This window comes from Nonomuraea sp. NPDC004580 (assembly GCF_040609855.1).
GTDB lineage: Bacteria > Actinomycetota > Actinomycetes > Streptosporangiales > Streptosporangiaceae > Nonomuraea > Nonomuraea salmonea.
This window is the reverse complement of the sequence record NZ_JBEXLH010000033.1, coordinates 1-20,558: the sequence shown is the minus strand read 5'-3', so window position 1 is coordinate 20,558 and position 20,558 is coordinate 1. Positions and strand designations below refer to the sequence as shown.

Sequence of the window (20,558 nt, the reverse complement as noted above, 5' to 3'; positions counted from 1 at the left end):
CTACGGCCATTCTATGTACCCCGATACAGGTCGAGTGGCTGAAGTATGCAATGTTCGTTGTCAGGACGACTACGAGAGAAGCCAGTTTCCCCCTGGCGCTGTACCAGAGCCTGGCGGATCTTGGGAAAGGTGATGTGATGGGGTGGGACTGGAGCTCCGTGCCAACTGCTACGGGGAGAGCTTCAGAGCTGGTGCCGTATCTCGACGCCCTGCTCGAAGGGGAAGAACCGAAGAGAGATGAGGCATTTCATCGCATTGTTGGAGAGGTGGTTAATCAAGGGGACTTGCATGCGGGGGCTGCGCCGGTTGTGGATAGAATCTTGGCCTTTTTGAGGGCGCAAGGTTCGTTGCCGGAGAATGCGTGGCTCGTACTTGATGAGATCTTTCGCGGCGCTTCGTACGGCCGCACGGTATCTGCTCCCGATGGGGAGTATGACATCGAGGAGTATTGCCGAAGGCAGATTCTCGGCGAGGTGGAAATGATCAGCCGGTGGGTGGCGGGACTGACCGGAAAAACCTTCTTCTACTATACGTTGCTCTTAGGCAGCATGGGCGTGTTCAGCGCTGAAGTCAGAGCGATCCTTGCGCGGGAGGTTGCGACGTCTACGGGCGAGCGGCGGTAGGTGGCGAGTGATGCCTTGGAAGTGGCGGTCGAGCTTGCGGCGGAGAGGGCGGCAGGGGTGAGGGAGCCGTCCGATGATCAGCAGTGATCGGCCGGCAGCAGGGTGGTCATAGTGGCGCAAAGGGACAGATAGCCCTATAACCTCTCCTCCATGACCGGATCCCTGCTTGAGGTGATCGCGCTCAACGTGCGCGACGCCGTGGCCGCGGAACAGGGCGGCGCCGACCGTCTGGAGGTCGTGGCCGACATGGCGGCCGATGGGCTGACTCCTTCCCCGGAGACGGTCGCCGCGATCGCCGCAGAGTGCCCCCTTCCGCAGATGGTGATGTTGCGGTGCGATGCCCACTTCGCCGCCGATCCCGACGTGCTCGATCGGCTCAGCCGCGATGCCAAGGCGCTCGCTCAGGCGGGGGCGGCCGGGTTCGTGTTCGGGTTTCTTGATGGTGGTGGGGCGGTGGATCTCGCGGCTACCGAGGCGCTGATTCATGCCGTCTCGCCGTTGCCGTGGACTTTTCACCGGGCCGTTGATCATGCGGCGGATGTGCATGCGGCGTGGCGGGCCGTGCGGCTGCTGCCGAATCTCGCCACCGTGCTGACGTCGGGGGCGCCGACCGGGGTGGGGGACGGGCTGCCCGTGCTCAAGGCGCGGGCCGACGCGGGTGACGCGTCGATCGTGCTGGCGGGTGGGGGGTTGCGGCCTGCGCACGTGCCGGCGCTGCTCGACTATGGCGTACGGGCCTTTCATGTCGGGTCCGCCGTACGGGCGAGCTGGTCCGATCCGGTGGAGTGGCGGCTCGTACGTCAGTGGCGGTCCCTGGTCGAGCGCGACTGACAAGCCCCGATCAGGGGAGGGCCTGGTCGGCGCGGCGCAGGGCGGCGGCCAGCGTGCGGATGGTGGCCGGTTCGTCCATCACGCCGCCCCCCGCATCCCGCCGCTCCTGCCAGGCCAGCACCCGTTCCCGGTACGCGTCGTAGCGGGCCAGGTGGAAGGCGTAGACGGTGGCGAAGCGGCTCACCAGGTGGGACGGGTGCATGTCCCAGCCCTGGTAGTAGCCGTGCCGCAACGAGTGGCGGACGAGGTCGGCGTGCCGCCGCCACAGCGCGTGGACGTCGGCCGTACGGTCCGAGGCGGGCGAGGCGGCCAGGGAGCCGTCGGACAGCTCGACCCCGGTGCCGGCGAACGCCGTCTGCATCACGTGCCGGGCATGATCGCAGGCGGGATGGTCGAGCCGCTGCTCGTGCGGCGGCAGCCCGATCGCGGCGGTGTAGTCGAACACCCCGAAGTGCGCGGCGGCCAGCCGCCCGCCCAGCGACTCGTTGAGGTCGCCGCGCAGGAACGGCAGCGTCTGCGGCGCCTCCACCTGCATCTCGAAGCGCAGTCGCGTCCCGAACTCACCCTCCAATTCACCACAAACCCCGACAAACTGCCCAAGGTACGCTTCCATCAACACCTTGGGAAATGTCACGACAAATCCGTCGGGCACCTCCCCGACCGCACCCACCACCCCGGCCAAGAAGACCCGCAACGTCCCCACCGACCGAGCAGGATCCCCATCGGCGAAGGACTTCACCCGCACCCCCCACCGCCTAGGCAAGGCCCCGGAGGCATGCAGGGCGGCGACAGCCTCGGCGGCCTGAGCGGCATGGGCATCCTCGACCGCATCACCGCGCACCCCGTATCCGTCCTCGAAGTCGATCCGAAGATCCTCGACGGGCTCGGTGGCGAGCTTGCGCAGCACCTTGTCATGCACGGCGGCCGCCAGAGCACTAGGCAGGTCGAAGACGGAAGCCACCTCGGCAGGGCCGGAAAGGTGCGCCTTCACTAGTGACGACGCCGTATCGCCCCAGTCAGCGACCGTCCCAGAAGAAAACCGGTCAGCAGGGACGTAGACGGTGTGGACAGGCTGCCAGGCAGGCTCCGAGGCAGAGGGGTAACGGGCCTGCTGCACCCGGTAAGTCTCCGAGAACCCCTCAGGGACGGCACGCACGGAGCATGGCCTCCAAGCCCACGAGCTTCACCCTCTCGCCCCGGCCCAAAGACCGGGCCAGCTCGGTCTCGGCCGCCTCGATGCCCAGCCACTCCTCGTACGTGACCGGCTGCACGCCCCGAGAGGCCAGCAGCGCCTCGAGGGCGCCCGACCCGGTCCGAGGCGACCCGGCAAGGTCGGAAAGCAACGTACGGACGGTCTCAGCGGCATCCGACTTGTTGGTGCCGATCACCCCGGTAGGCCCACGTTTGAGCCACCCGGCGACGTACTCCCGCTCCCGCACCCGCCCCGCCACATTGGGCACCGTCGAGGTGGCCTCGGAGAACGGCACGCCAGGCAACGGCACACTCTGATACCCGACCGACCGCAACACCATCCCGACGGGCAGCGTCTCGTACTCGCCGGTGCCGACCACCCGCCCCTCCGGCGACAGACGGGTGCGCTCAAGCCGCAGCCCTTCCACCCGAGAGGTGCCGAGGATCTCGACGGGCCGCAGCCAGAACCGCACGTCGAGCCGGCGCGCCCGCCCGACGGGCTCGCGCGCCGCCCACTCCTGCAGCACCTTGATGTTGCCCTGCACCTGACGCGGGAAGTCGGCGCCGAGCACGACGGCCTCATCCGGCCGCACGCACACGTCGGCGTTGGCCAGCTCGCCCAGCTCCCGCAGCTCCTTGAGGGTGAACTTGGCGTGCTCGGGCCCGCGCCGCCCGACCATGTGGATGGCCTTGACCTGGCTCTCGCCGAGCCGTTCGAGCACCTCGTGGGGCACGTCGGTGGCGCGCAGCTCCTCGGCGGTCTTGGCCAGCACGCGGACGACGTCGACCGCCACGTTGCCGACCCCGATGACCGCGACCTCGGAGGTGTCGAGCGTGAAGCGCGCGGGATCGACGTCGGGGTGCCCGCAGTACCAGTTGACGAAGTCGGTGGCGGCCACGCTGCCCGGCAGGTCCTCGCCGGGGATGCCGAGCTTCCTGTCGACCATCGCGCCCGTGCAGTAGACGACGGCGTCGTAGACGCCGAGCAGGTCGCCAACCGACAGGTGGGAGCCGAGCGTGACGCCGCCGAAGAAGCGCACCTGCGGCAGCTCCAGCACCCTGCGCAGGTAGTTGGCGATCGACTTGATGGACGTGTGGTCGGGCGCGACACCGTAGCGGACCAGCCCGTACGGCGTCGGCAGCCGCTCCAGCACATCGACCTGGACAGGTTCGGCCGCCTGCTTGACCAGCGCCTCGGCCGTGTAGATCCCGGCGGGGCCCGACCCGATGACCGCCACGTGCAACGTCACGCTGCCTCCCTATGCCGGTTGTGCGTGCGCCCGGGATGTGACCGATGTATCCCCGTTTGCCGCCACGGCTGAACCCGCATCCCCAGGCTACTCGCCGACCGGCCGATCACGCCGTAACGCGAGCTTGTCCACTTTGCCGTTGACGTTCACGGGCAGGGCGTCGACCACGACGACTCGCTTCGGCACCTTGTAACCGGCCATGTTGGCTTTGGCCCAGGCGATCAGCGCGGCGGGGTCGGGACGCACGCCCGGTCTGCCCACCACGTACGCCACCCCCGCCTCACCCGAGACGGGGTCGGGCACCCCGATCACCGCCGCCTGCGCCAGCGAGCCCTCCCGCAGCAGCAGCGACTCCACCTCGGCGGGCGAGACGTTGAACCCGTTGACGATGTAGAGCTCCTTCTTGCGGTCCACGATGGCGAGGTTGCCCGCCTCGTCCAGCACGCCGACGTCCCCGGTGTGCAGCCAGCCGCCGGCGTCCACCACCTCGGCCGTGCGCTCGGGCTCGCCCCAGTAGCCGCGCATCACGCCGTAGCCGCGCTGCAGGATCTCGCCGCGCTCGCCGGGCGCGACCTCCTTGCCGTCGTCGTCCACGACCTTGACCTCGATGCCGGGGACGGGCCTGCCGGTGGTGTTCGCGACGACGTCGATGGGGTCGCCGGCCCTGGTCATGGAGACGACCGTGCCCTCCATCAGCCCGTACGCGTTGATCATCCGTTCGAGACCGACCTCGCCGACCAGGCGGGTGATCAGAGCAGCCGGTACGGCCGCCGCCCCGCAGATCGCCACCCGCAGCGACGAGACGTCCCACGAGCCGCGCTCCAGCTCGTCCAGCACCCGGAAGAAGAGCGTGGGCGGCCCGGCCAGCACGCTCACCCGCTCACCCGCGATGAGCGACATCAGCGCGTCCGGCGCGAACGACGCGATCGGCAGCATGGTGGCGCGGCGCATGACACAGGCGATGAGCCCGGCGTTCAGCCCGAAACCATGGCTGAAGGGGGCGATCACCGGATAGCGGTCGTGCGGGCCGAGCGTGACGATCTCCGACCAGTCGAGGTAGCCGCGCAGGATCTGCGCGTGGTCGAGCATGACGCCCTTCGGCGTGCCGGTGGTGCCGGAGGTGGCCATGATCTCGCACAGGTCGGAGTCCCGTACGGCCAGCGCCCGTTCCTCGGCCTCCCGCGCCGGCGCCCGCGCGGCGAGCCCTCCCATGGGGACGACGCGCGTTCCCGGCAGCAACTCCGGGGAAGCCCCCGGCCCCGCGATCACCACCTCCGCGCCGGTCTTGGCGATGAGCTCACCCGCCTCGATGCCTTTGTAGCGGGGCGAGAGCGGCACGATCACCGCGCCCGCGTCCCAGATCCCAAAGGCGTGGACCACCCACGACGCGGAGTTCACCCCCCAGAGAGCCACCCGGTCGCCAGGCGAGACGCCGAGCGCGAGCAGCCCCCTGGCCACCTCGGACGCCGCCGCCCGCAGCTGCGCCAAGGTGAGGCGCGGGCCGCCGGGCTCGGCGATCACGACGTCATCGGGATGCCGTTCCGCCTGGTCGCGCAGCATGCGAGGAAGCGTTTCCCAGGTTTCCATGGGCTGCCCCTAGCTTTCAGGTGATGAGTGACCGGTCCCTTCCAAGGTGGTGGCCGCGCAGGTCGTTCACGGTGCCGGGCGCGGGGCTCTCGGAGACATTCGGCGCGATCTCGACGGCGACGGAGATCGGGGTGAGTGCGCGTACGGACTCCTCGATGCGCGCCTTCCACATGGGGTTGCCGATCAGGCTCTCGCGCCCGAACGTCACCGTCAGCGCCGCCGTGTCCAGCGTCCCCTGCCTGCTGACGGCCAGCTCCCAGCCCGTCACGCCGTCGATGCGCGCCAGCGCCTTCTCCAGCCGGGGCAGCGCCAGCCACAGCCCCCTGACCAGCACGTGCTCCCCGACGGTGTGCGCGGGGGCGTGGCCAGGCCCAAGAGCGACGAGACCCGTTCTGAGGACGGCGTCGGGCGTGGTGAGGACGAGCTCGGCGGGCCCCGACTCGGTCAGCACGTCCTCGGCGGGCGAGGCCAGGGCCAGCAGGTCGTCCGCGAGCGGCGTCAGCGGGTCCTGCTCGGCCGCCCGCCAGGCCAGCGCGCCCCCGCCGAACGGGCTCGCCAGCACCTCCGTCACCCGCGCCCCGAACTCGTGCGCCAGGTGCCCCATCGTGCGCTTGGAGGCGATCTCGCCGGTCAGCACGATGGTCCTGAGCCCGAGATCCAGCGGGTCCAGCAGGAACTCCAGGTGCAGGCGGGCCAGGAAGTCCATCGCGCCCGTCGGGGTGGCGACCAGCGTGGTGGCCCTGAGCGCGGTCAGCGCGTGGTGCAGCCGCATCCGGCCGCGCGGCCCGACGGCCGCGCCCGCCTCGGCCACCTCGGCCGCCGCCGCGGCCCACAACGAGCCCGCCGGCTCGGCCAGCGCCGCCACGACCCGGTCACGCTCGCCGACGCCCGCCGCGCGCAGCGCCCGCGCCGTACGCGCGTGGTCGTCGGGACCGAGCGGGACGGCGGTCGTGCCGTCGGGGGAGACGAGCAGCAGCCCGCAGGCGGAGCCGGCGGCGGCCCCGAGGTCGTCCCGGGTCGGCCAACGGCCCATCAGCGCATCACGTCCTTCAGCCTGCGATCGTCACGGGTCGGCCGGCGCCCCATCAGCGGATCACGTCCTTCATGAACAGCGTCATCGACGCGCACACGTGCTCGTGCGCGAGGCCGCCCACCTGCGCCTGGATGATCAGGTCCGTGGCGCCGGCCTCGGCGATCCTGGCCAGGGCCTTGCGCGAGCCCTCCACGTCGTCCACCACCACCATGAGGTGCTCGCGCAGCGTGGCCATCGACTCCTCGGGCGGCAGCCCGGCCGCGAGCTGCCCGAGCACGCGGTGGGTGGCGTGGCGGGCGTCGTAGTAGCCGGGCGGGGTGACGAGGTTGACCTGGCGGCGGATGTACCACAGCACGGGGTCGGCGGCGGTGGTGATGGCCTCGTCGCGGGTGGGGGCGACGTACCAGGGGATCATCAGCGCGACGCGCCGCGAGGCGGGGTCGAAGCCGTGCTCGGCCAGGCAGGCGCGGTAGGCCGCGATGTCGGCGGCGACGTCGTCGATGCCCTTGAGCATCGTCATGCCGAGCAGGTTGTAGCCGTGCCGCGCGGCTGCCAGGTAGCCCTCAAGCGAGGTGGAGGCGACCCAGACCGGCGGATGGGGCCGCTGCACCGGGCGCGGGTAGACGGCCACGTCGGGGATCTCGAAGAACTCGTTCGAGCGGCTGACCGGCTCGCCGTCGGCCTGCCAGATGGCCAGCGTGGCCTCGAGCGAGTCCTCCCAGATCTGCCGAGACCGCTCGAACGGCCGGCGGAACGCCTGGTACTCCAGCGGCGAGGCGCCCCGCCCCGTGCCGAACTCCACCCGGCCGCCGCTCAGCACGTCCAGCGTGGCGACGCGCTCGGCCGTGCGGATGGGGGACTGGAACGGCAGCAGCACCACCCCGAGCCCGAGCCTGATGCGCTCGGTGCGCTGCGAGATGGCGGCCAGGACCAGGTCGGGGGCCGAGGAGTGGGAGAAGCCCCGGGTGAAGTGGTGCTCGACGAACCAGGCGGCCTCGAAGCCGAGCCGGTCACCGAGCACGACCTGGTCCACCACGTTGCCGAACGCCTGCCGCTCCACGTCCCTGGAGCGCCCGCGCACCTCCAGCTCGTACCCCAGGCTGATCCGTAGGGACGTCATCGCGCCTCCGGAGAAGTAGGAAACCAAGCGCTCGCTTGGTAGAGCGTATCAGCGGCAAAGACTTGCGGGAAGGGCGCGGCGACGATCAGAGTGGGTGTTCGTGAAGCGAAAGCACGCGCTGCGGCGGACCAAGAGCGGCACGTCCACCTCCCCAGGCGACGAACTCTCGCTCACCGGCGCCCGCAGGTACGAAGCGTTCGGCCGGGTGATGGCCGCGCTCGCGACCGAGGCCGACTTCATCGAGTCCTGCCGCGACCTCACCTGGTGGCGCGGCGCCGACCACAGCTGGCACATCGAGTGGCGCGACGGGCCTTACGCGTCGGAGGTGGCCGCGCTGCTCGCCGAGCAGGTACGCGGCCGCGACGGCTCCCTGGTCACCCAGGCGGGGCCCGGCCGGCCCGGCTCGGCGGTGCTCGACGTGATGGGCGTGCGGTTCGAGCTGCGCGCCATCGACCCCATGGGCCGCGCCACCGTACGCGCCCGCCCCGGTCTCTGGCGGCTGGCCGAGGCGCTCGACACCACCCGCCGCACCAACACCCGCCACCCCTGGGAAGAGCTGCTCGGCGGTTAGTCCCCGAAGACGTGCGCGCCCAGGCGGGCGCGGTGCGCCTGCGGCGGGCCGAAGAGCTGGGCGTCGGAGGTGGCCCGCTTGAAGTAGCGGTGCGCGGGATGCTCCCAGGTGATGCCGATGCCGCCGTGCACCTGGATGTTCTCGCCCGCCGCCGTCAGATACGCCTCCGTGCAGTACGACCCCGCGATCGCCGCGCTCACCTCGCCCACGTCCGCCGCCGCCCCCAAGGCCGCCGAACGGGCCGACTCGACCAGCAGCAGCACGTCGGCCAGCTTGTGCTTGATCGCCTGGAAGGAGCCGATCGGCCGCCCGAACTGGTGTCGCCGCCCGGCGTGCTCCACCGCCATCTCCAGGCACCGGGCCGCCCCGCCGACCTGCTCGGCCGCCAGCGCCGTGATGCCGAGGTCGCGGACGCGGGCCCATGACCCGCCGTCGCCGAGCAGCCGTGCGGGGGCCGCATCGAAGCGCAGCCGCTGCAGCGGGCGGCTCTCGTCCATCGTCACGTACGTCTCGCGCTCCGCCGGCTCCGCCGTCACCAGCAGCCCGTTCACGTAGGCGAGCACCAGGTCGCCGGCCGGCGCGTACGGCACCTCGCCGGTCAGCAGGTCACCGTCGAGCCGCAGGTCACCGTCGCCGGGCAGCACCACGGTCGCGCTCGTCCCGCCTCCGGCGAGCGCCGCCAGCTCGTCGCCCGCCTCGCACGCGCGCAGCGCCGCGACCGCCATGACGGCGGACTGCAGGAACGGGTGGGGTGACAGGACGCGGCCCAGCTCCTCGGCGACGGCGGCCATCTCAAGGGGGCCGCAGCCGGCGCCGCCGTGCCGTTCGGGGATCATCAGGCCCGCGAGCCCGAGCTCGCGCGCGCACCCCTGCCAGGACGCTCCCGGGCGGCCGGCGAGATGGTCGCGGACGGCGGCGCGAAGGTCATCGGCGAGTGCCACGCGATTATGGTAACCAAGCACTTGCTAGTTTTGGCAGGGATATGACCGAAATTTGCCTTTTCGGGACGTATGCCTAATCTGGAGCTGGTCATCCCCAGACGCATCGGGGGGAGGGGTTGACCAGGGATGGACATGAACAACACCACGATCGAGTACGCCGACTTCGCCGAATACGACCGGCGCCAGCGCGCCATCGAACATCATCTGCTGGGCGCCTTCTTCGGGGGCCTCGCCGTCGGCATGCTCGGCATGCTCCTTTCCGGCGACGGCCCCCATTGGGCCGGCCAGATCTACGACCCTTACGCCTACCTCGCCCTGTCCCTGGTCGTCGGCGCCACCGCGTCCGGATTCGCCTGGGCGCTGCTGACCACGTTCCTCGCCTCGCTGTCCACCCTGGTCGCCGCCATCGGCGCGAGCGCGCTGCGCGGCGCCGACCCCTTCCACCTCACCGGCCCAGGCGCCGCCGGGCTCAACTGGACGCTCGCGCTGCTCGTCTGCCTCGGCCTGCTCGCCTACGCCACCCGCAGGGACGACGTCTGGGGCGACGTCGCGGCGGGCGCGGTCGGCGCCGCGCTGATCGCCGACGTGGTGGCCAGGGCGGCACCGGGCGTCGTGGAGAGCGAGCAGTCGTTCTGGCCCGGCCCCGCGGTGGTGATCGGGGTGCTCACCGTGGCCGCGGTGCTCGTCCTGCGCAGGAACGTACGAGGACGGGTACGCGCGCTCGCGCTGTCGGCCACGCTGGCCGGGCTGGTCACGGCCGGCATGACCGCCGCCATGGTCGGCTGGTTCCCCCTCGCCGGCTGAGCGCGGCCGAGCTGTGGATAAGCGCGAGCGCATCGCTCCTCCGACTCGATAGCCTGTAGTCCTCCACATCCAGCTTCGAGCAAGGAGTAGCCGTGTTGCTGCGCATGTCGTCGTTGTTTCTTCGCACCCTGCGGGACGACCCGGCAGACGCGGAAGTGCCGAGCCACAAGCTCCTGGTCCGTGCCGGCTACGTGCGCCGCGTCGCCCCCGGCATCTACACCTGGCTCCCGCTCGGCAAGTTGGTGCTGGAAAACGTCACCAAGATCGTCCGCGAGGAAATGAACCGCATGGGCGGCCAGGAAGTGCTCTTCCCCGCCCTGCTGCCGCGCGAATACTACGAGGCGACCGGTCGCTGGACCGAATACGGTGATCTGCTCTTCCGCCTGCACGATCGGAAAGGCGCCGACTATCTTCTCGGCCCCACCCACGAGGAGCTCTTCACCGACCTGGTCAAGGGCGAATACTCCTCCTACAAGGACTATCCGGTCACGCTTTACCAGATCCAGACCAAATATCGCGACGAGGCGCGGCCCAGGGCGGGCATCCTGCGCGGCCGTGAGTTCGTCATGAAGGACTCCTACTCCTTCGACCTCGACGACGACGGCCTCAAGCGCTCCTACGAGCAGCACCGCGAGACCTACATCAGGACCTTCGACCGCCTCGGCATCGACTACAAGATCGTCTTCGCGCAGTCGGGCGCCATGGGCGGCTCGGCCTCCGAGGAGTTCCTGGCGCCCACGCCCACCGGCGAGGACACCTTCGTCGCCTGCCGCTCCTGCGGCTACGCCGCCAACGCCGAAGCCGTCGTCACCACCGCGCCGCCCGCCAAGTCCCTCGACGACGCGCCGGCGCTCACGGTCATGGACACCCCCGACACGCCGACCATCGAGTCGCTGGTGTCCCACGTCAACGAGCACCACGGCCTGTCCATCACCGCCGCCGACACGCTCAAGAACGTCGTCGTCAAGGTCGTCACGCCCGGCTCCGACAAGGTGGAGACACTGGTCATCGGCGTGCCCGGCGACCGCGAGGTCGACTTCAAGCGCCTGGAGGCGGCGCTGTCGCCCGGCGAGCCCGCGATCTTCGAGGCCGAAGACTTCGCCAAGCACCCGGGCCTGGTCCGCGGCTACATCGGCCCGCAGGTCCTGCGCGAGCTCGGCGTCCGCTACCTCGTCGACCCCCGCGTCGTCACCGGCACCGCCTGGGTCACCGGCGCCAACGAGCCGGGCAAGCACGCCGCCGGCGTGGTCGCGGGCCGCGACTTCGTCCCCGACGGCACCATCGAGGCCGCCGAGGTCCGCGCCGGCGACCCCTGCCCGCGCTGCGGCTCCGAGCTGTCCATCGACCGCGGCATCGAGATCGGCCACATCTTCCAGCTCGGCCGCAAATACGCCGACGCGGCCGGCCTCGACGCGCTCGGCCCCGACGGCAAGCCCATCCGCATCACCATGGGCTCCTACGGCATCGGCGTCTCCCGCGCGGTGGCCGTGATCGCCGAGCAGGCCCATGACGAGCTGGGGCTGGTGTGGCCGCGCGAGGTCGCGCCCGCCGACGTCCACATCGTGGGCACCGGCAAGGAGAACCAGGTCGAGGCCGCCCTTGAGCTGGGGGCCGAGCTGGAGTCGCGCGGCCTGCGGGTGCTGGTCGACGACCGGCCGCAGGTCTCGCCCGGCGTCAAGTTCAAGGATTCCGAGCTGCTCGGCGTCCCCACGATCGTCATCGTCGGCCGCGGCCTCTCGCAGGGCGTGGTCGAGCTGCGCGACCGCGTCTCGGGCGAGAAGTCGGAGATCCCGCTGGCCGAGGCCGCCGACCGCATCGTGGCCGCCACCGGCGCTTAAGACAGCCACCGGCGCTTGACGACACAGGCGTGGAGCCCGCTCAGGCCGAGCGGGCTCCACTCACGCCACGGGCAGCGCCGTCTTCGTACGCCGGCGCACGATCACCGGGCCCACCAGGCAGACCGCCGCGATCAGCAGGATGACCAGCGACACCGGCCGGGTCACGAACACCGAAGGGTCTCCTTCGCTGAACGCCAGCGCCCTCCTGAACTGCACCTCCATCAGCGGCCCCAGCACCGCGCCCAGGATCAGCGGCGCCACCGGATAGCCCGCCCGGTGCAGCACCCACCCGAGCAGCCCGAACCCGTACGCGACCAGCACCTCGAACACGCTCTGCGAGATCGAGTAGACCCCGAGCGTGGCGAAGGTCAGGATCGCCGCCGTGAGCAGCGCGGCCGGCACGCTCAGCAGCTTCACCCACACCCGGATCAGCGGCAGGTTCAGCACCAGCAGCATCACGTTGCCGATGTAGAGGCTGGCGATCAGCGTCCACACCAGCACCGGCTGCTGGTCGAACAGCTGCGGCCCCGGTTGCACGTTGTAGATCTGGAACGCGATCAGCAACATGCTCGCCGTGGCCGACGTCGGGATGCCGAGGGTCAGCAGCGGCACCAGCACGCCGGAGAAGGCCGCGTTGTTGGCCGCCTCAGGCCCCGCCACCCCCTCGATGGCGCCGTGGCCGAACTCGTCCTGGTACTTCGACAGCCGCTTCTCCACGTTGTAGCTGAGGAACGTCGGCAGCTCGGCCCCACCCGCCGGCAGCGACCCGATCGGCAGCCCGAACAGGGTGCCGCGCAGCCACGGACGCCACGAGCGCCGCCAGTCCTCCCGCGTCATCCCGACCTTCCCGCCGAGCCGCGGCACCGGCGTGCCCGGACGACGCCTGGCGGCCGCCGTGGAGACCGCCTCCGCCACCGCGAACAGGCCCACCGCCACCGCCACCACCGACAGCCCCTCGTACAGCTCGGGCACGCCGAAGGCGAAGCGCGGCTGGCCGGTCATCTGGTCGATGCCGACCATGCCGATCGTCAACCCAAGGAACAGGCTGGACAGCCCGCGCACGATCGAGTCGCCCATCAGCGAGGTCACCGTGACGAACGCGAGCACCATGATCGAGAAGTACTCGGCGGGCTGGATCAGCTTGGCGATGTTCGACATGCCGGGGGCCAGGAACGTGATGACCACCGTGGAGATCGTCCCCGCCACGAAGGAGCCGATGGCCGCCGTCGCCAGCGCCGCGCCCGCCCGGCCCTTGCGGGCCATCGGATAGCCCTCCAGCGTCGTCGGGATGGACGCCGTCTCGCCCGGGATGTTGAGCAGGATCGCCGTGGTCGAGCCGCCGTACATGCCGCCGTAGTAGATGCCGGCGAACATGACGAACGCCCCCACCGGGTCGAACACGAACGTCAGCGGCAGCAGCAGTGCGATCGTGGTGGCGGGACCGAGCCCGGGCAGCACGCCCACCAGCGTGCCGACCGTGACGCCGAGCAGGCCGAGCAGCAGGTTCTGCAGGCTCAGCGCGTGGCCGAACCCGTCGAGCAGGTTGCTCAGCACGTCCATCTCAGATCGCCAATCTGATCAGGCCGGGCGGCAGCGTGATGCCGAGCAGCCGGTCGAACAGGAAGTACGTGGCCAGCCCCAGCACCAGCCCGACCAGCAGGTCGCGGACGAGCCGCCTGCTGCCCAGCACCCTCGCCACGGCCACGAAGAACGCGGTCGTGGCCTGCCAGTAGCCCGCCGGGACGAGCAGCAGCGCGTACGCGATGAGCGTCCCCAGCAACAGCAGCACCGACGGCCAGTGCGTCTCCTCGGCGCCCTCGGCGTCCCGAGTGCCCCCGGCGGGCGCCTTGAACGCCTGCACCACCCCGAGCACCGACACCACGGCCAGCCCGATCCCCACCAGCAGCGGGAACGCGCGCGGCCCCACCGCCTGATACCCCTCGCCGAGCGGGATCGCGAACGCCTGCGCCAGCACGAGCACGGCCACCGCGAGGAACCCGACGGAGACGATCCGCCTGCTCACTTGCCCAGCCCCAGCTCGCCCAGGATGGCCGTCACCTGCTCGCGCTGCTGGGCCAGCACCGTGCCGAACGCGTCGCCCGGCGTCCAGTCCTCGGTCCAGCTGTTGCGCTCCAGCACCTTCTTCCAGCACGACGACTGACGCACCTTGTCGATCAGGCCGATCACGTCCTGCTGCTGCTCCTTCGACAGCCCGGCCGGAGCCATGACGCCGGCCAGCGTCGAGACGGCCTCGTCGGCCAGGCCCAGCTCCTTGAGCGTGGGAGCGTCGATGCCGGAGATCCGCTCGTCGGAGTCCACCGCGAGCACGCGCAGCTCGCCCGCCTCGATCTGCGCGCGCAGCTCGGCCACCGTGTCGATGCCGGCCGTGGCGGCGCCGCTGAGCAGCAGGTTCAGGGACTCGCCGCCGCCCGCCGTGGGCACGAAGTTGATCTCCTTGGCCGCGACGCCCCTGGCCTTGGCGAGCCCCGCCACCGTCATCTGGCCGGGCCCGCCCAGCGAGCCGCCGGTCCACTTCACGCCGCGCGGCTCGGCCGCCAACTCGTCGAGCAGGCTCTTGAGGTCCTCGTACGGCGACTTCTTCGCGACCACGATCGCGCTCGGCCCCCTGCTCAGCCCGGCCACGGGCGTCAGCGAGGACAGGTCGACCGGCGACTTGTTGTTCACGATGCCGCCCAGCATGGTCACGCTGTCCATCACCATGAGCTGGTACGGGTCGCCCTCGTGCTTGGCGAACTGCGCCAGCCCGATCGTCCCGCCCGCGCCCGGCACGTTCGTGACCGTGGCGTCCACGTCCGCGACGCCGCACTCGCTCAGCGCGCTCGCGATGCCCCGCGCCCGGGTGTCCCACCCGCCTCCGGGGCTGCCCGGCGCCATGATGGACAGCGCCTTGCTCGGATAGTCGCCGCCCGCGCCGGCGCTCTCGCCCACGGCGCAACCGGTGAGCGAGACGGCCACCGCGACGGCGGCCAGCAGTTTGATTCTCATGATGACTCCCGGGGGGTGAGGATCGATGCGAAGAAGTCCTTGACGGGGTCGAGCACGAGCATCGGGTCGTGCCCCACGCCCGGCACGACGTCGAACCTGACGGCGATGCCGTGCGACTCGAAGTCGTCGCGCAATGCCATGAGCCGCTCCACGCGGGTCACGCCGTGCGCGTCGGCGCCGTCCATCCAGTTGGAGTCGCCCGGATTGTTGATCTCCCAGGTCTCCACGTCGGCGCTGCCCACGACCATCTGCACGGGAACGTCCCGGAGCTCCGCCACCCTGGGCGGCTGGCCGAACTCCTCCTCGAACCCCTTCAGCCCGATCCACCACGGACTGCTCGGATCGATGTACGTTATCCGCCCTGGTGCACCGATCGACAATCCGGCCAGCCGGTCCGGGTGCAGGTAGGCGAACCGGTGCACGAACTGGCCGCCGCCGGAGAAGCCGTGCAGCAGGAACCTGTCCGTCCGCACGTTGAAGCGCTCGCCGACCTCCTCGACGATGGCGAGCAGGGCCAGGTCGAAGCGGATGTCGCCGTACCGCAGGAACTTGAAGCCGTGCAGGTCCCGGGGATCGTCGCCGACGCCGGCCGGGAACAGCGGGGCCAGCACCAGGCAGCCGCGCTCCTCCGCCCACTCGGCGAAGTTGTCGCGGTACTGCGGGCCGCGCCGGCCCGTGCCGTGCTGCAGGACGGCCAGCGGCAGGGGAGCGCCGTCCGGGTCGTGGGCGGACGGCACGTACAGGCAGTAGGAGAACCTCTGATCATGTCTCGACGCGAAAACGGTCGTCGCCCCCGCCGAATAGAAGCCGGTCGGGTGCTTGACCACGTGCAGTGCCTCAGCCATGAGGCGACAGCCTGCGCAAACGCAGGACCGCCCACAAGAAGATTGACGGCAACGCGGTAATGTGCAGGGTGGCCGTCACGCTCCTCCTCGACTCATCCGGCACCTCCTCGGCCCCCGCGTCCATCGCGTCCATCGCCGTCCAGCGGTCGCCACTGGCCGAGCTGTGCGCCTGCCTGCACGCCCTCGACGAGCCAGGCCACCACCCCGCCAGCGCCGCCTGGGTGGCCAGGGCGCACGCCGAGCTGGACACCGCGCTGCTCACCACCGCCGCCGTCTGGGCGCCCCTCTACGGCGCCTTCCGCGCCCGCTACCTGCTCCCGCTGTCGGCCGGCCCGCGGCGCACGCTGGAGGAGGAGCTGCGCGAGGTGGCCGAGCTGCCCATCGGCGACTTCGTCGCCATGACCGTGCAGGCGCTGATCGGCAAGAACGACACCGAGCTGGCCCCCAGGCTCGGGGAGGACGTGCTGCACCGGCTGCGGCTCATCTCCTCCAGCCGCATGGAGATCGGCGCCCGGCTGCGCGCCGACCCCGAGGCGGTGCGCGCGGAGCTGCTCGACTTCCTCGCCGCCTTCGCCGCGGCGGCCTTCGACGCCGAGTGGCCCGCGCTGCGCCGCGCCCTCGACCACGACGCCGCGCTGCGCGAGCGCGACCTGCGCAGGAAGGGCGCGCTCGCGCTGGCCGACCTCCCGACCGCCGCCCACCCGTCGGGCACGCCGCCGCGCATCGTCTTCGACAAGCTCTACAACGCCACCGCCCGCGTCACCCCCGACCGGCCCTGCCTGCTCGTCCCCACCGTCCACGGACGGCCCCACTTCGTCATCAAGCACTATCCGGGCTATCCGGTCGTCATCCAGTACAGCGAGCCCGAAGGGGACGGCGCCCCCACCCTGGAGACCGCGCGCCGCCGCCTGGCCGCGCTCCAGGACCCGACCCGGCTGCGCCTGTGCTACGCGATCCTGCGCAACCCCGTCGCCACCGCGGAGCTGGCCACCCAGCTCGGCATGACCGCCCCGCAGGTCTCCCGACACCTGCGCAGGCTGCGCGAGGCGCAGCTCGTGCACACCCACCGGCGCGGCTCGGTCGTCTACTACCAGCTCGACGCCGACGCCCTCGAACGGCTCGGCCCCGACCTGCTCTCGGCGCTCTACCGCTGAGTGGCGTCAGCCGCCCGGGGGAGGCGAGGCGGGCGGGGTGGCCGCCTGCGGCATGCCGGGGAAGGCCGCCGGCTGGGCGGGGCGGAAGGCGTAGGAACGCGTGACCGACTCCTGCATGGCGAGCGCGGCGTAGCGGCGCAGCTTGACGTCCTGTGCGGCGGCCAGCTCCAGGTACGCCGCCGTCACCCCCGCCTCCAGCCGCACCGCCAGATCGGTGGCCAGCGTGGCGTTGGAGGGGATGAACGGCAGCTGATAGGACGCCTCCGGCTCGACCGGCCGACCGCCCCGCGAGGTGATGGAGGAGCGCAGCTGGTCGCGCCGCGCCCGGTGGGCGTCGTAGGCGGCGCTCATCCGGTCGCGCAGCCTGCCCGACGTGCGCGCCCCGAGCAGCCCGTACGCGAACAGCACGGCGTGCTCGGCCGCCAGCGCCTTGCCCAGCTTCTCCAGGTCGTCGCCCGCGGCCGTCACAGCGACCTCGGCAGGGCGATCGCATGGACGGCCTCGCAGGCCCCTATCCCGGCGATGAGCTGCGCGATGCCGGGCGAGACGGCGTCGAGCTGGCGGGCGCGCGAGGCGGCCGCCTCGCGCTCCAGGTCGCGCAGCCGTTTCAGCGACGGCTTGCGCGTAGTGGGCGAAGGGGTGGGCGAAGGAGAGGGCGAAGCGGAGGCGGCCGCTGTAAGGGATACGGCCGGGACGTGCTTGCGCAGCTCGTTCAGATGAGCCTGGTGACGGTCACGAAACGGCGCCAGCTTGCCGCCCCCGTCGGCGATCAGCGCCGAATAGAGCGCGAGGGTACGTTCCTTCTCCGCGATGAGCGCCTTCAGCAGCACGACCTCGGGAGAGTCGGGCGCCGGAGAGGGCGGCGGAGGCGGGCCGGAGGCGCTGCAGGCGGTCAGAGCGGCCGCCCCGCCCGCCAGCACGGTTCGCCGGGAGAGCTGACGCGGGCGCACGAACTCCAACCTCCACTTGTCACCTACCTGGCGGGCCTGGCTACCGGCCTCGATAGCATCGTACGGCCAGTGCCCGCGCTCGCCGTCCGGCGACGCTCCGCCATTCGACCACGACGAGTGGCGCTCTCTCCGTGCCCTCATACGGATAGGGTGTCAACTGTCGTCGCTGGCTGAGAGGTCAGACGGCGGGAGAGCCAGTGGCGAGGTCCGCCCGGCTGAGACATGACAATAGGGGAGGTCGATATGGGCAGCGCATCACCCCGCGACCACCTGATGAAGCTCCTGGAGCCCGTGGTCAGCGCGGAGGGCCTCGACCTGGAGGACATCACGGTCACCCAGGCGGGCAAGCGGCGGCTGCTGCGCGTGATCGTCGATCGCGACGGCGGCGTGAGCCTCGACGACGTGGCCGACGTCAGCCAGGCCGTCTCCACGGCGCTCGACGACACCGACGCGATGGGCCAGGCGGCTTACACGCTCGAGGTCTCCTCGCCGGGCGTCGACCGCCCGCTGACCGAGCCGCGCCACTGGCGGCGTGCGGCCAAGCGGCTGGTGAAGGCGGAGCTGAAGGACGGCACCGTGGTTGAGGGCCGTGTCAAGGCCGCCGACGAGAGCGGCGTCGACCTCGACGTCGCCGGCGAGCCGCGCAGGCTCGGTTATGAGGACCTGACCCGCGGACGGGTGCAGGTGGAGTTCCGCCGGATCGACGACGTCGACGGCGACGAAGGCTAAGGGGGAGCCGTCGTGGACATCGACATGAGCGTCCTGCGCAGCCTTGAGCGGGAGAAGGACATCTCCTTCGACCTGGTCGTCAAGGCGATCGAGGACGCGCTGCTCATCGCATACTTCCGCACCGACGGCGCCGCCGCCAAGGCGCGGGCGGAGCTCGACAGGGCCAGCGGCCACGTCACGATCTGGGCGGCGGAGCTCGGCGAGGACGGTGAGGTCGTCAGGGAGTACGACGACACTCCTTCCAACTTCAGCCGCATCGCCGCCACCACCGCCAAGCAGGTCATCCTGCAACAGCTGCGCGACGCCGAAGACGAGATCAACTTCGGCGAGTTCGCCAGCCGCGAGGGCGAGCTGGTCTCCGGCGTGATCCAGCAGGGCAAGGACCCGCGCGTGGTGCTGGTCGACCTCGGCAAGATCGAGGCCGTGCTGCCGCACGCCGAGCAGGTGCCCGGCGAGGAATACGTGCACGGCGAGCGCATCCGCGCCTACGTGGTGCAGGTGAAGAAGGGCCACAAGGGCCCCTCGGTCACGCTGTCGCGCACCCACCCGGGGCTGGTGAAGAAGCTGTTCGCGCTCGAGGTGCCGGAGATCGCCGACGGCACCGTCGAGATCGCGGCGGTGGCGCGCGAGGCGGGCCACCGTACGAAGATCGCCGTCAGGTCGCGCAAGCCCGGCGTCAACGCCAAGGGCGCGTGTATCGGCCCCATGGGCTCACGCGTCCGCAACGTGATGACCGAGCTGCACGGCGAGAAGATCGACATCATCGACTGGTCGGAAGATCCCGGCGAGTTCGTCGGGAATGCCCTGTCGCCGGCCCGTGTTTCCCACGTTGAGGTTCTCGACCTTGACGGGCGGGTGGCGCGGGTCACCGTGCCCGACTACCAGCTCTCGCTGGCCATCGGGAAAGAGGGGCAGAATGCCCGGCTCGCCGCCCGGCTCACGGGCTGGCGGATCGACATCAGGCCCGACACCCAAGCCGAGGATGCCGCCGGTTCCGTAGATGCGTCAACACGGTAAGCTGGAATATGGTGGCCAAGCGGTCCCACAGCGCACCTGTGTGGGCTGCAGGGTTCGCACGGCTAAGTCCGAGCTGCTCCGTCTGGTGCTGGTCGAGGATCACGTGGTCCCTGACCTGCGAGGACGGCTCTCTGGTCGCGGTGCATCACTGCATCCGTCCTTGAGCTGTCTGGAGCTCGCCGAGCGGCGCCGAGCGTTCCCGCGCGCGTTCCGCGTGCCGGGGCCGCTTGACGTGTCGCCCGTGCGGGCGCACTTGGAGGGAGACCACGAAATGTCATGTAGGACGCCGAGTTGATGGGCGGAGTCAGATTGCTATGAGCGCCTGATGAGCACGCGGCGATGAAGACGTCAAGGTAGCGACGGTCCGGACGGCACAGCCAGCCTCCCGGGCCGAGTAAGGGAGTGCAGTGGCGAAGGTCCGGGTATACGAGCTCGCTAAGGAGTTCGGCGTAGAGAGCAAGGTCGTCATGGCCAAGCTCCAAGAGATGGGAGAGTTCGTCCGTTCGGCGTCCTCGACCATCGAGGCGCCGGTGGTCCGCAGGCTCACCGAAGCGCTGGGGGCATCCAAGGGTGGCCCCTCTCGTGGCGGCGGTCAGCCGTCCAACAAGCCGCAGCCGCCAAGGGCTGCGCCCCGGCCGGCGGACAGCCAGGCCGGTAACGGCGCCGGGCAGGCGCCTGTTCCCGCCCCGCCGCGTCCCGGGCCCAAGCCCGGCCCGCGGCCAGGTCCCGCGGCCGGTGGTCCCAGTGGTGGACAGGGCGGCGGACAGGGCGGTCAGGGCGGCGGCCAGCCGCGCCCGCCGGTGCCCATGCCCCACCAGCAGCCGCAGCAGCCCGAGGCGGCGCGCGGCGAGACCTCTGGGGCTCCTCAGGCACGTTTCGAGAGCGGCGCGCCCGCTCGTCCCACGCCTGGCCCGCGTCCCGGCCCCGGCGCCCGTCCCGGGCCCAAGCCGGGTCCGCGTCCTGGCTATCGTGGACATCATGGATGCATGCGCATTCTCATGACGGGAGCCGCGGGAAAGGTCGGGACGTTGCTGCGGCCCCGGCTCGCCCGCGAAGGCCGCACGCTGC

23 protein-coding genes are annotated in these 20,558 nt (G+C 71.0%); 11 read left to right on the top strand and 12 right to left on the bottom strand.

The genetic code is table 11. The features are described 5' to 3' along the window. Positions 1-191: 191 nt before the first annotated feature. Positions 192-623, top strand: a complete 432-nt coding sequence (locus tag ABZW11_RS28675) for a hypothetical protein (protein WP_355423394.1) — start codon at positions 192-194, stop codon at positions 621-623. Positions 624-773: 150 nt separating this feature from the next. After that, positions 774-1,454, top strand: a complete 681-nt coding sequence (locus tag ABZW11_RS28670) for a copper homeostasis protein CutC (RefSeq protein WP_355423392.1) — start codon at positions 774-776, stop codon at positions 1,452-1,454. 10 nt (positions 1,455-1,464) lie between these two features. Here ABZW11_RS28670 and ABZW11_RS28665 read toward each other — a convergent pair whose 3' ends face one another. Continuing rightward, positions 1,465-2,025, bottom strand: coding sequence for a hypothetical protein (locus ABZW11_RS28665; RefSeq protein ID WP_355423389.1), 561 nt, complete (start codon positions 2,023-2,025; stop codon positions 1,465-1,467). 204 nt (positions 2,026-2,229) lie between these two features. Here ABZW11_RS28665 and ABZW11_RS28660 point away from each other — a divergent pair, with 204 nt between their 5' ends. Further along, a complete protein-coding gene (locus ABZW11_RS28660; protein ID WP_355423386.1) occupies positions 2,230-2,448 on the top strand; it encodes a hypothetical protein in 219 nt (72 codons plus the stop codon). A gap of 145 nt (positions 2,449-2,593) precedes the next feature. On the opposite strand, the gene ABZW11_RS28655 is transcribed toward ABZW11_RS28660, so the two are convergent. From ABZW11_RS28655 to ABZW11_RS28640, 4 genes are all read right to left on the bottom strand, one after another. Further along, complete coding sequence (locus tag ABZW11_RS28655) at positions 2,594-3,895, bottom strand: FAD-dependent oxidoreductase (RefSeq protein ID WP_355423383.1); 1,302 nt, start codon at positions 3,893-3,895, stop codon at positions 2,594-2,596. 87 nt (positions 3,896-3,982) lie between these two features. Beyond that, a complete protein-coding gene (locus ABZW11_RS28650) occupies positions 3,983-5,482 on the bottom strand; it encodes an AMP-binding protein (protein ID WP_355423380.1) in 1,500 nt (499 codons plus the stop codon). Positions 5,483-5,498: 16 nt separating this feature from the next. Continuing rightward, on the bottom strand, positions 5,499-6,515 hold the full coding sequence (locus ABZW11_RS28645; protein WP_355423377.1) for a hypothetical protein: 1,017 nt from the start codon (positions 6,513-6,515) through the stop codon (positions 5,499-5,501). Between the two features lie 52 nt (positions 6,516-6,567). After that, the gene (locus ABZW11_RS28640) at positions 6,568-7,635 is read right to left on the bottom strand and encodes an LLM class flavin-dependent oxidoreductase (protein WP_355423376.1); all 1,068 of its coding nucleotides are present in this window, start codon (positions 7,633-7,635) and stop codon (positions 6,568-6,570) included. Between the two features lie 100 nt (positions 7,636-7,735). Here ABZW11_RS28640 and ABZW11_RS28635 point away from each other — a divergent pair, with 100 nt between their 5' ends. Further along, positions 7,736-8,206: a hypothetical protein gene (locus tag ABZW11_RS28635; RefSeq protein ID WP_355423373.1), complete on the top strand. Its 471-nt coding sequence runs from the start codon at positions 7,736-7,738 to the stop codon at positions 8,204-8,206. Here ABZW11_RS28635 and ABZW11_RS28630 read toward each other — a convergent pair. Further along, positions 8,203-9,147 (bottom strand): acyl-CoA dehydrogenase family protein, encoded by a 945-nt coding sequence (locus ABZW11_RS28630; RefSeq protein ID WP_355423370.1) that lies wholly within the window; start codon positions 9,145-9,147, stop codon positions 8,203-8,205. The two genes, ABZW11_RS28635 and ABZW11_RS28630, sit on opposite strands and share 4 nt — an antisense overlap. A 132-nt stretch (positions 9,148-9,279) precedes the next feature. On the opposite strand from ABZW11_RS28630, the gene ABZW11_RS28625 reads away from it, so the two are divergent. Together ABZW11_RS28625 and ABZW11_RS28620 are read left to right on the top strand one after the other, a co-directional pair. Continuing rightward, on the top strand, positions 9,280-9,951 hold the full coding sequence (locus tag ABZW11_RS28625) for a hypothetical protein (protein ID WP_355423367.1): 672 nt from the start codon (positions 9,280-9,282) through the stop codon (positions 9,949-9,951). Between the two features lie 92 nt (positions 9,952-10,043). Continuing rightward, positions 10,044-11,789: a proline--tRNA ligase gene (locus ABZW11_RS28620; RefSeq protein WP_355423364.1), complete on the top strand. Its 1,746-nt coding sequence runs from the start codon at positions 10,044-10,046 to the stop codon at positions 11,787-11,789. 60 nt (positions 11,790-11,849) lie between these two features. Here the strand turns inward: ABZW11_RS28620 and ABZW11_RS28615 are convergent, their stop codons facing one another. From ABZW11_RS28615 to ABZW11_RS28600, 4 genes are read right to left on the bottom strand one after another with little or no spacing between them, the layout of a single operon-like run. Beyond that, positions 11,850-13,349, bottom strand: coding sequence for a tripartite tricarboxylate transporter permease (locus ABZW11_RS28615; protein WP_355423361.1), 1,500 nt, complete (start codon positions 13,347-13,349; stop codon positions 11,850-11,852). 1 nt (position 13,350) lies between these two features. Beyond that, positions 13,351-13,812 (bottom strand): tripartite tricarboxylate transporter TctB family protein, encoded by a 462-nt coding sequence (locus tag ABZW11_RS28610; RefSeq protein WP_355423358.1) that lies wholly within the window; start codon positions 13,810-13,812, stop codon positions 13,351-13,353. Further along, positions 13,809-14,795: a tripartite tricarboxylate transporter substrate binding protein gene (locus ABZW11_RS28605; protein WP_355423355.1), complete on the bottom strand. Its 987-nt coding sequence runs from the start codon at positions 14,793-14,795 to the stop codon at positions 13,809-13,811. The genes ABZW11_RS28610 and ABZW11_RS28605 overlap by 4 nt, the downstream gene beginning before the upstream one ends. Beyond that, positions 14,792-15,640 carry a hypothetical protein gene (locus ABZW11_RS28600; protein ID WP_355423353.1) on the bottom strand — a complete coding sequence of 283 codons (849 nt, stop codon included), beginning with the start codon at positions 15,638-15,640 and terminating at the stop codon, positions 14,792-14,794. The genes ABZW11_RS28605 and ABZW11_RS28600 overlap by 4 nt, the downstream gene beginning before the upstream one ends. 68 nt (positions 15,641-15,708) lie before the next feature. Between ABZW11_RS28600 and ABZW11_RS28595 the strand changes: the two genes are divergently transcribed. Then, positions 15,709-16,794 (top strand): DUF5937 family protein, encoded by a 1,086-nt coding sequence (locus tag ABZW11_RS28595; protein ID WP_355423349.1) that lies wholly within the window; start codon positions 15,709-15,711, stop codon positions 16,792-16,794. Between the two features lie 6 nt (positions 16,795-16,800). Here the strand turns inward: ABZW11_RS28595 and ABZW11_RS28590 are convergent, their stop codons facing one another. Together ABZW11_RS28590 and ABZW11_RS28585 are read right to left on the bottom strand one after the other, a co-directional pair. Further along, positions 16,801-17,262, bottom strand: a complete 462-nt coding sequence (locus ABZW11_RS28590) for a ferritin-like domain-containing protein (RefSeq protein ID WP_355423346.1) — start codon at positions 17,260-17,262, stop codon at positions 16,801-16,803. Beyond that, the gene (locus ABZW11_RS28585; RefSeq protein ID WP_355423343.1) at positions 17,259-17,744 is read right to left on the bottom strand and encodes a hypothetical protein; all 486 of its coding nucleotides are present in this window, start codon (positions 17,742-17,744) and stop codon (positions 17,259-17,261) included. The genes ABZW11_RS28590 and ABZW11_RS28585 overlap by 4 nt, the downstream gene beginning before the upstream one ends. Positions 17,745-17,987: 243 nt before the next feature. Between ABZW11_RS28585 and rimP the strand changes: the two genes are divergently transcribed. The 4 genes from rimP to ABZW11_RS28565 form a co-directional block, all read left to right on the top strand. Next, complete coding sequence (rimP, locus tag ABZW11_RS28580; protein ID WP_355423340.1) at positions 17,988-18,473, top strand: ribosome maturation factor RimP; 486 nt, start codon at positions 17,988-17,990, stop codon at positions 18,471-18,473. Between the two features lie 24 nt (positions 18,474-18,497). Next, positions 18,498-19,490, top strand: coding sequence for a transcription termination factor NusA (gene nusA / locus ABZW11_RS28575; RefSeq protein ID WP_345409614.1), 993 nt, complete (start codon positions 18,498-18,500; stop codon positions 19,488-19,490). Beyond that, complete coding sequence (locus tag ABZW11_RS28570) at positions 19,474-19,785, top strand: YlxR family protein (protein ID WP_355423337.1); 312 nt, start codon at positions 19,474-19,476, stop codon at positions 19,783-19,785. Before nusA ends, ABZW11_RS28570 begins: the two co-directional genes overlap by 17 nt. Positions 19,786-19,897: 112 nt before the next feature. Next, positions 19,898-20,558: translation initiation factor IF-2 N-terminal domain-containing protein (locus ABZW11_RS28565; protein ID WP_355423334.1), on the top strand; the 661-nt coding region annotated here is incomplete at its 3' end.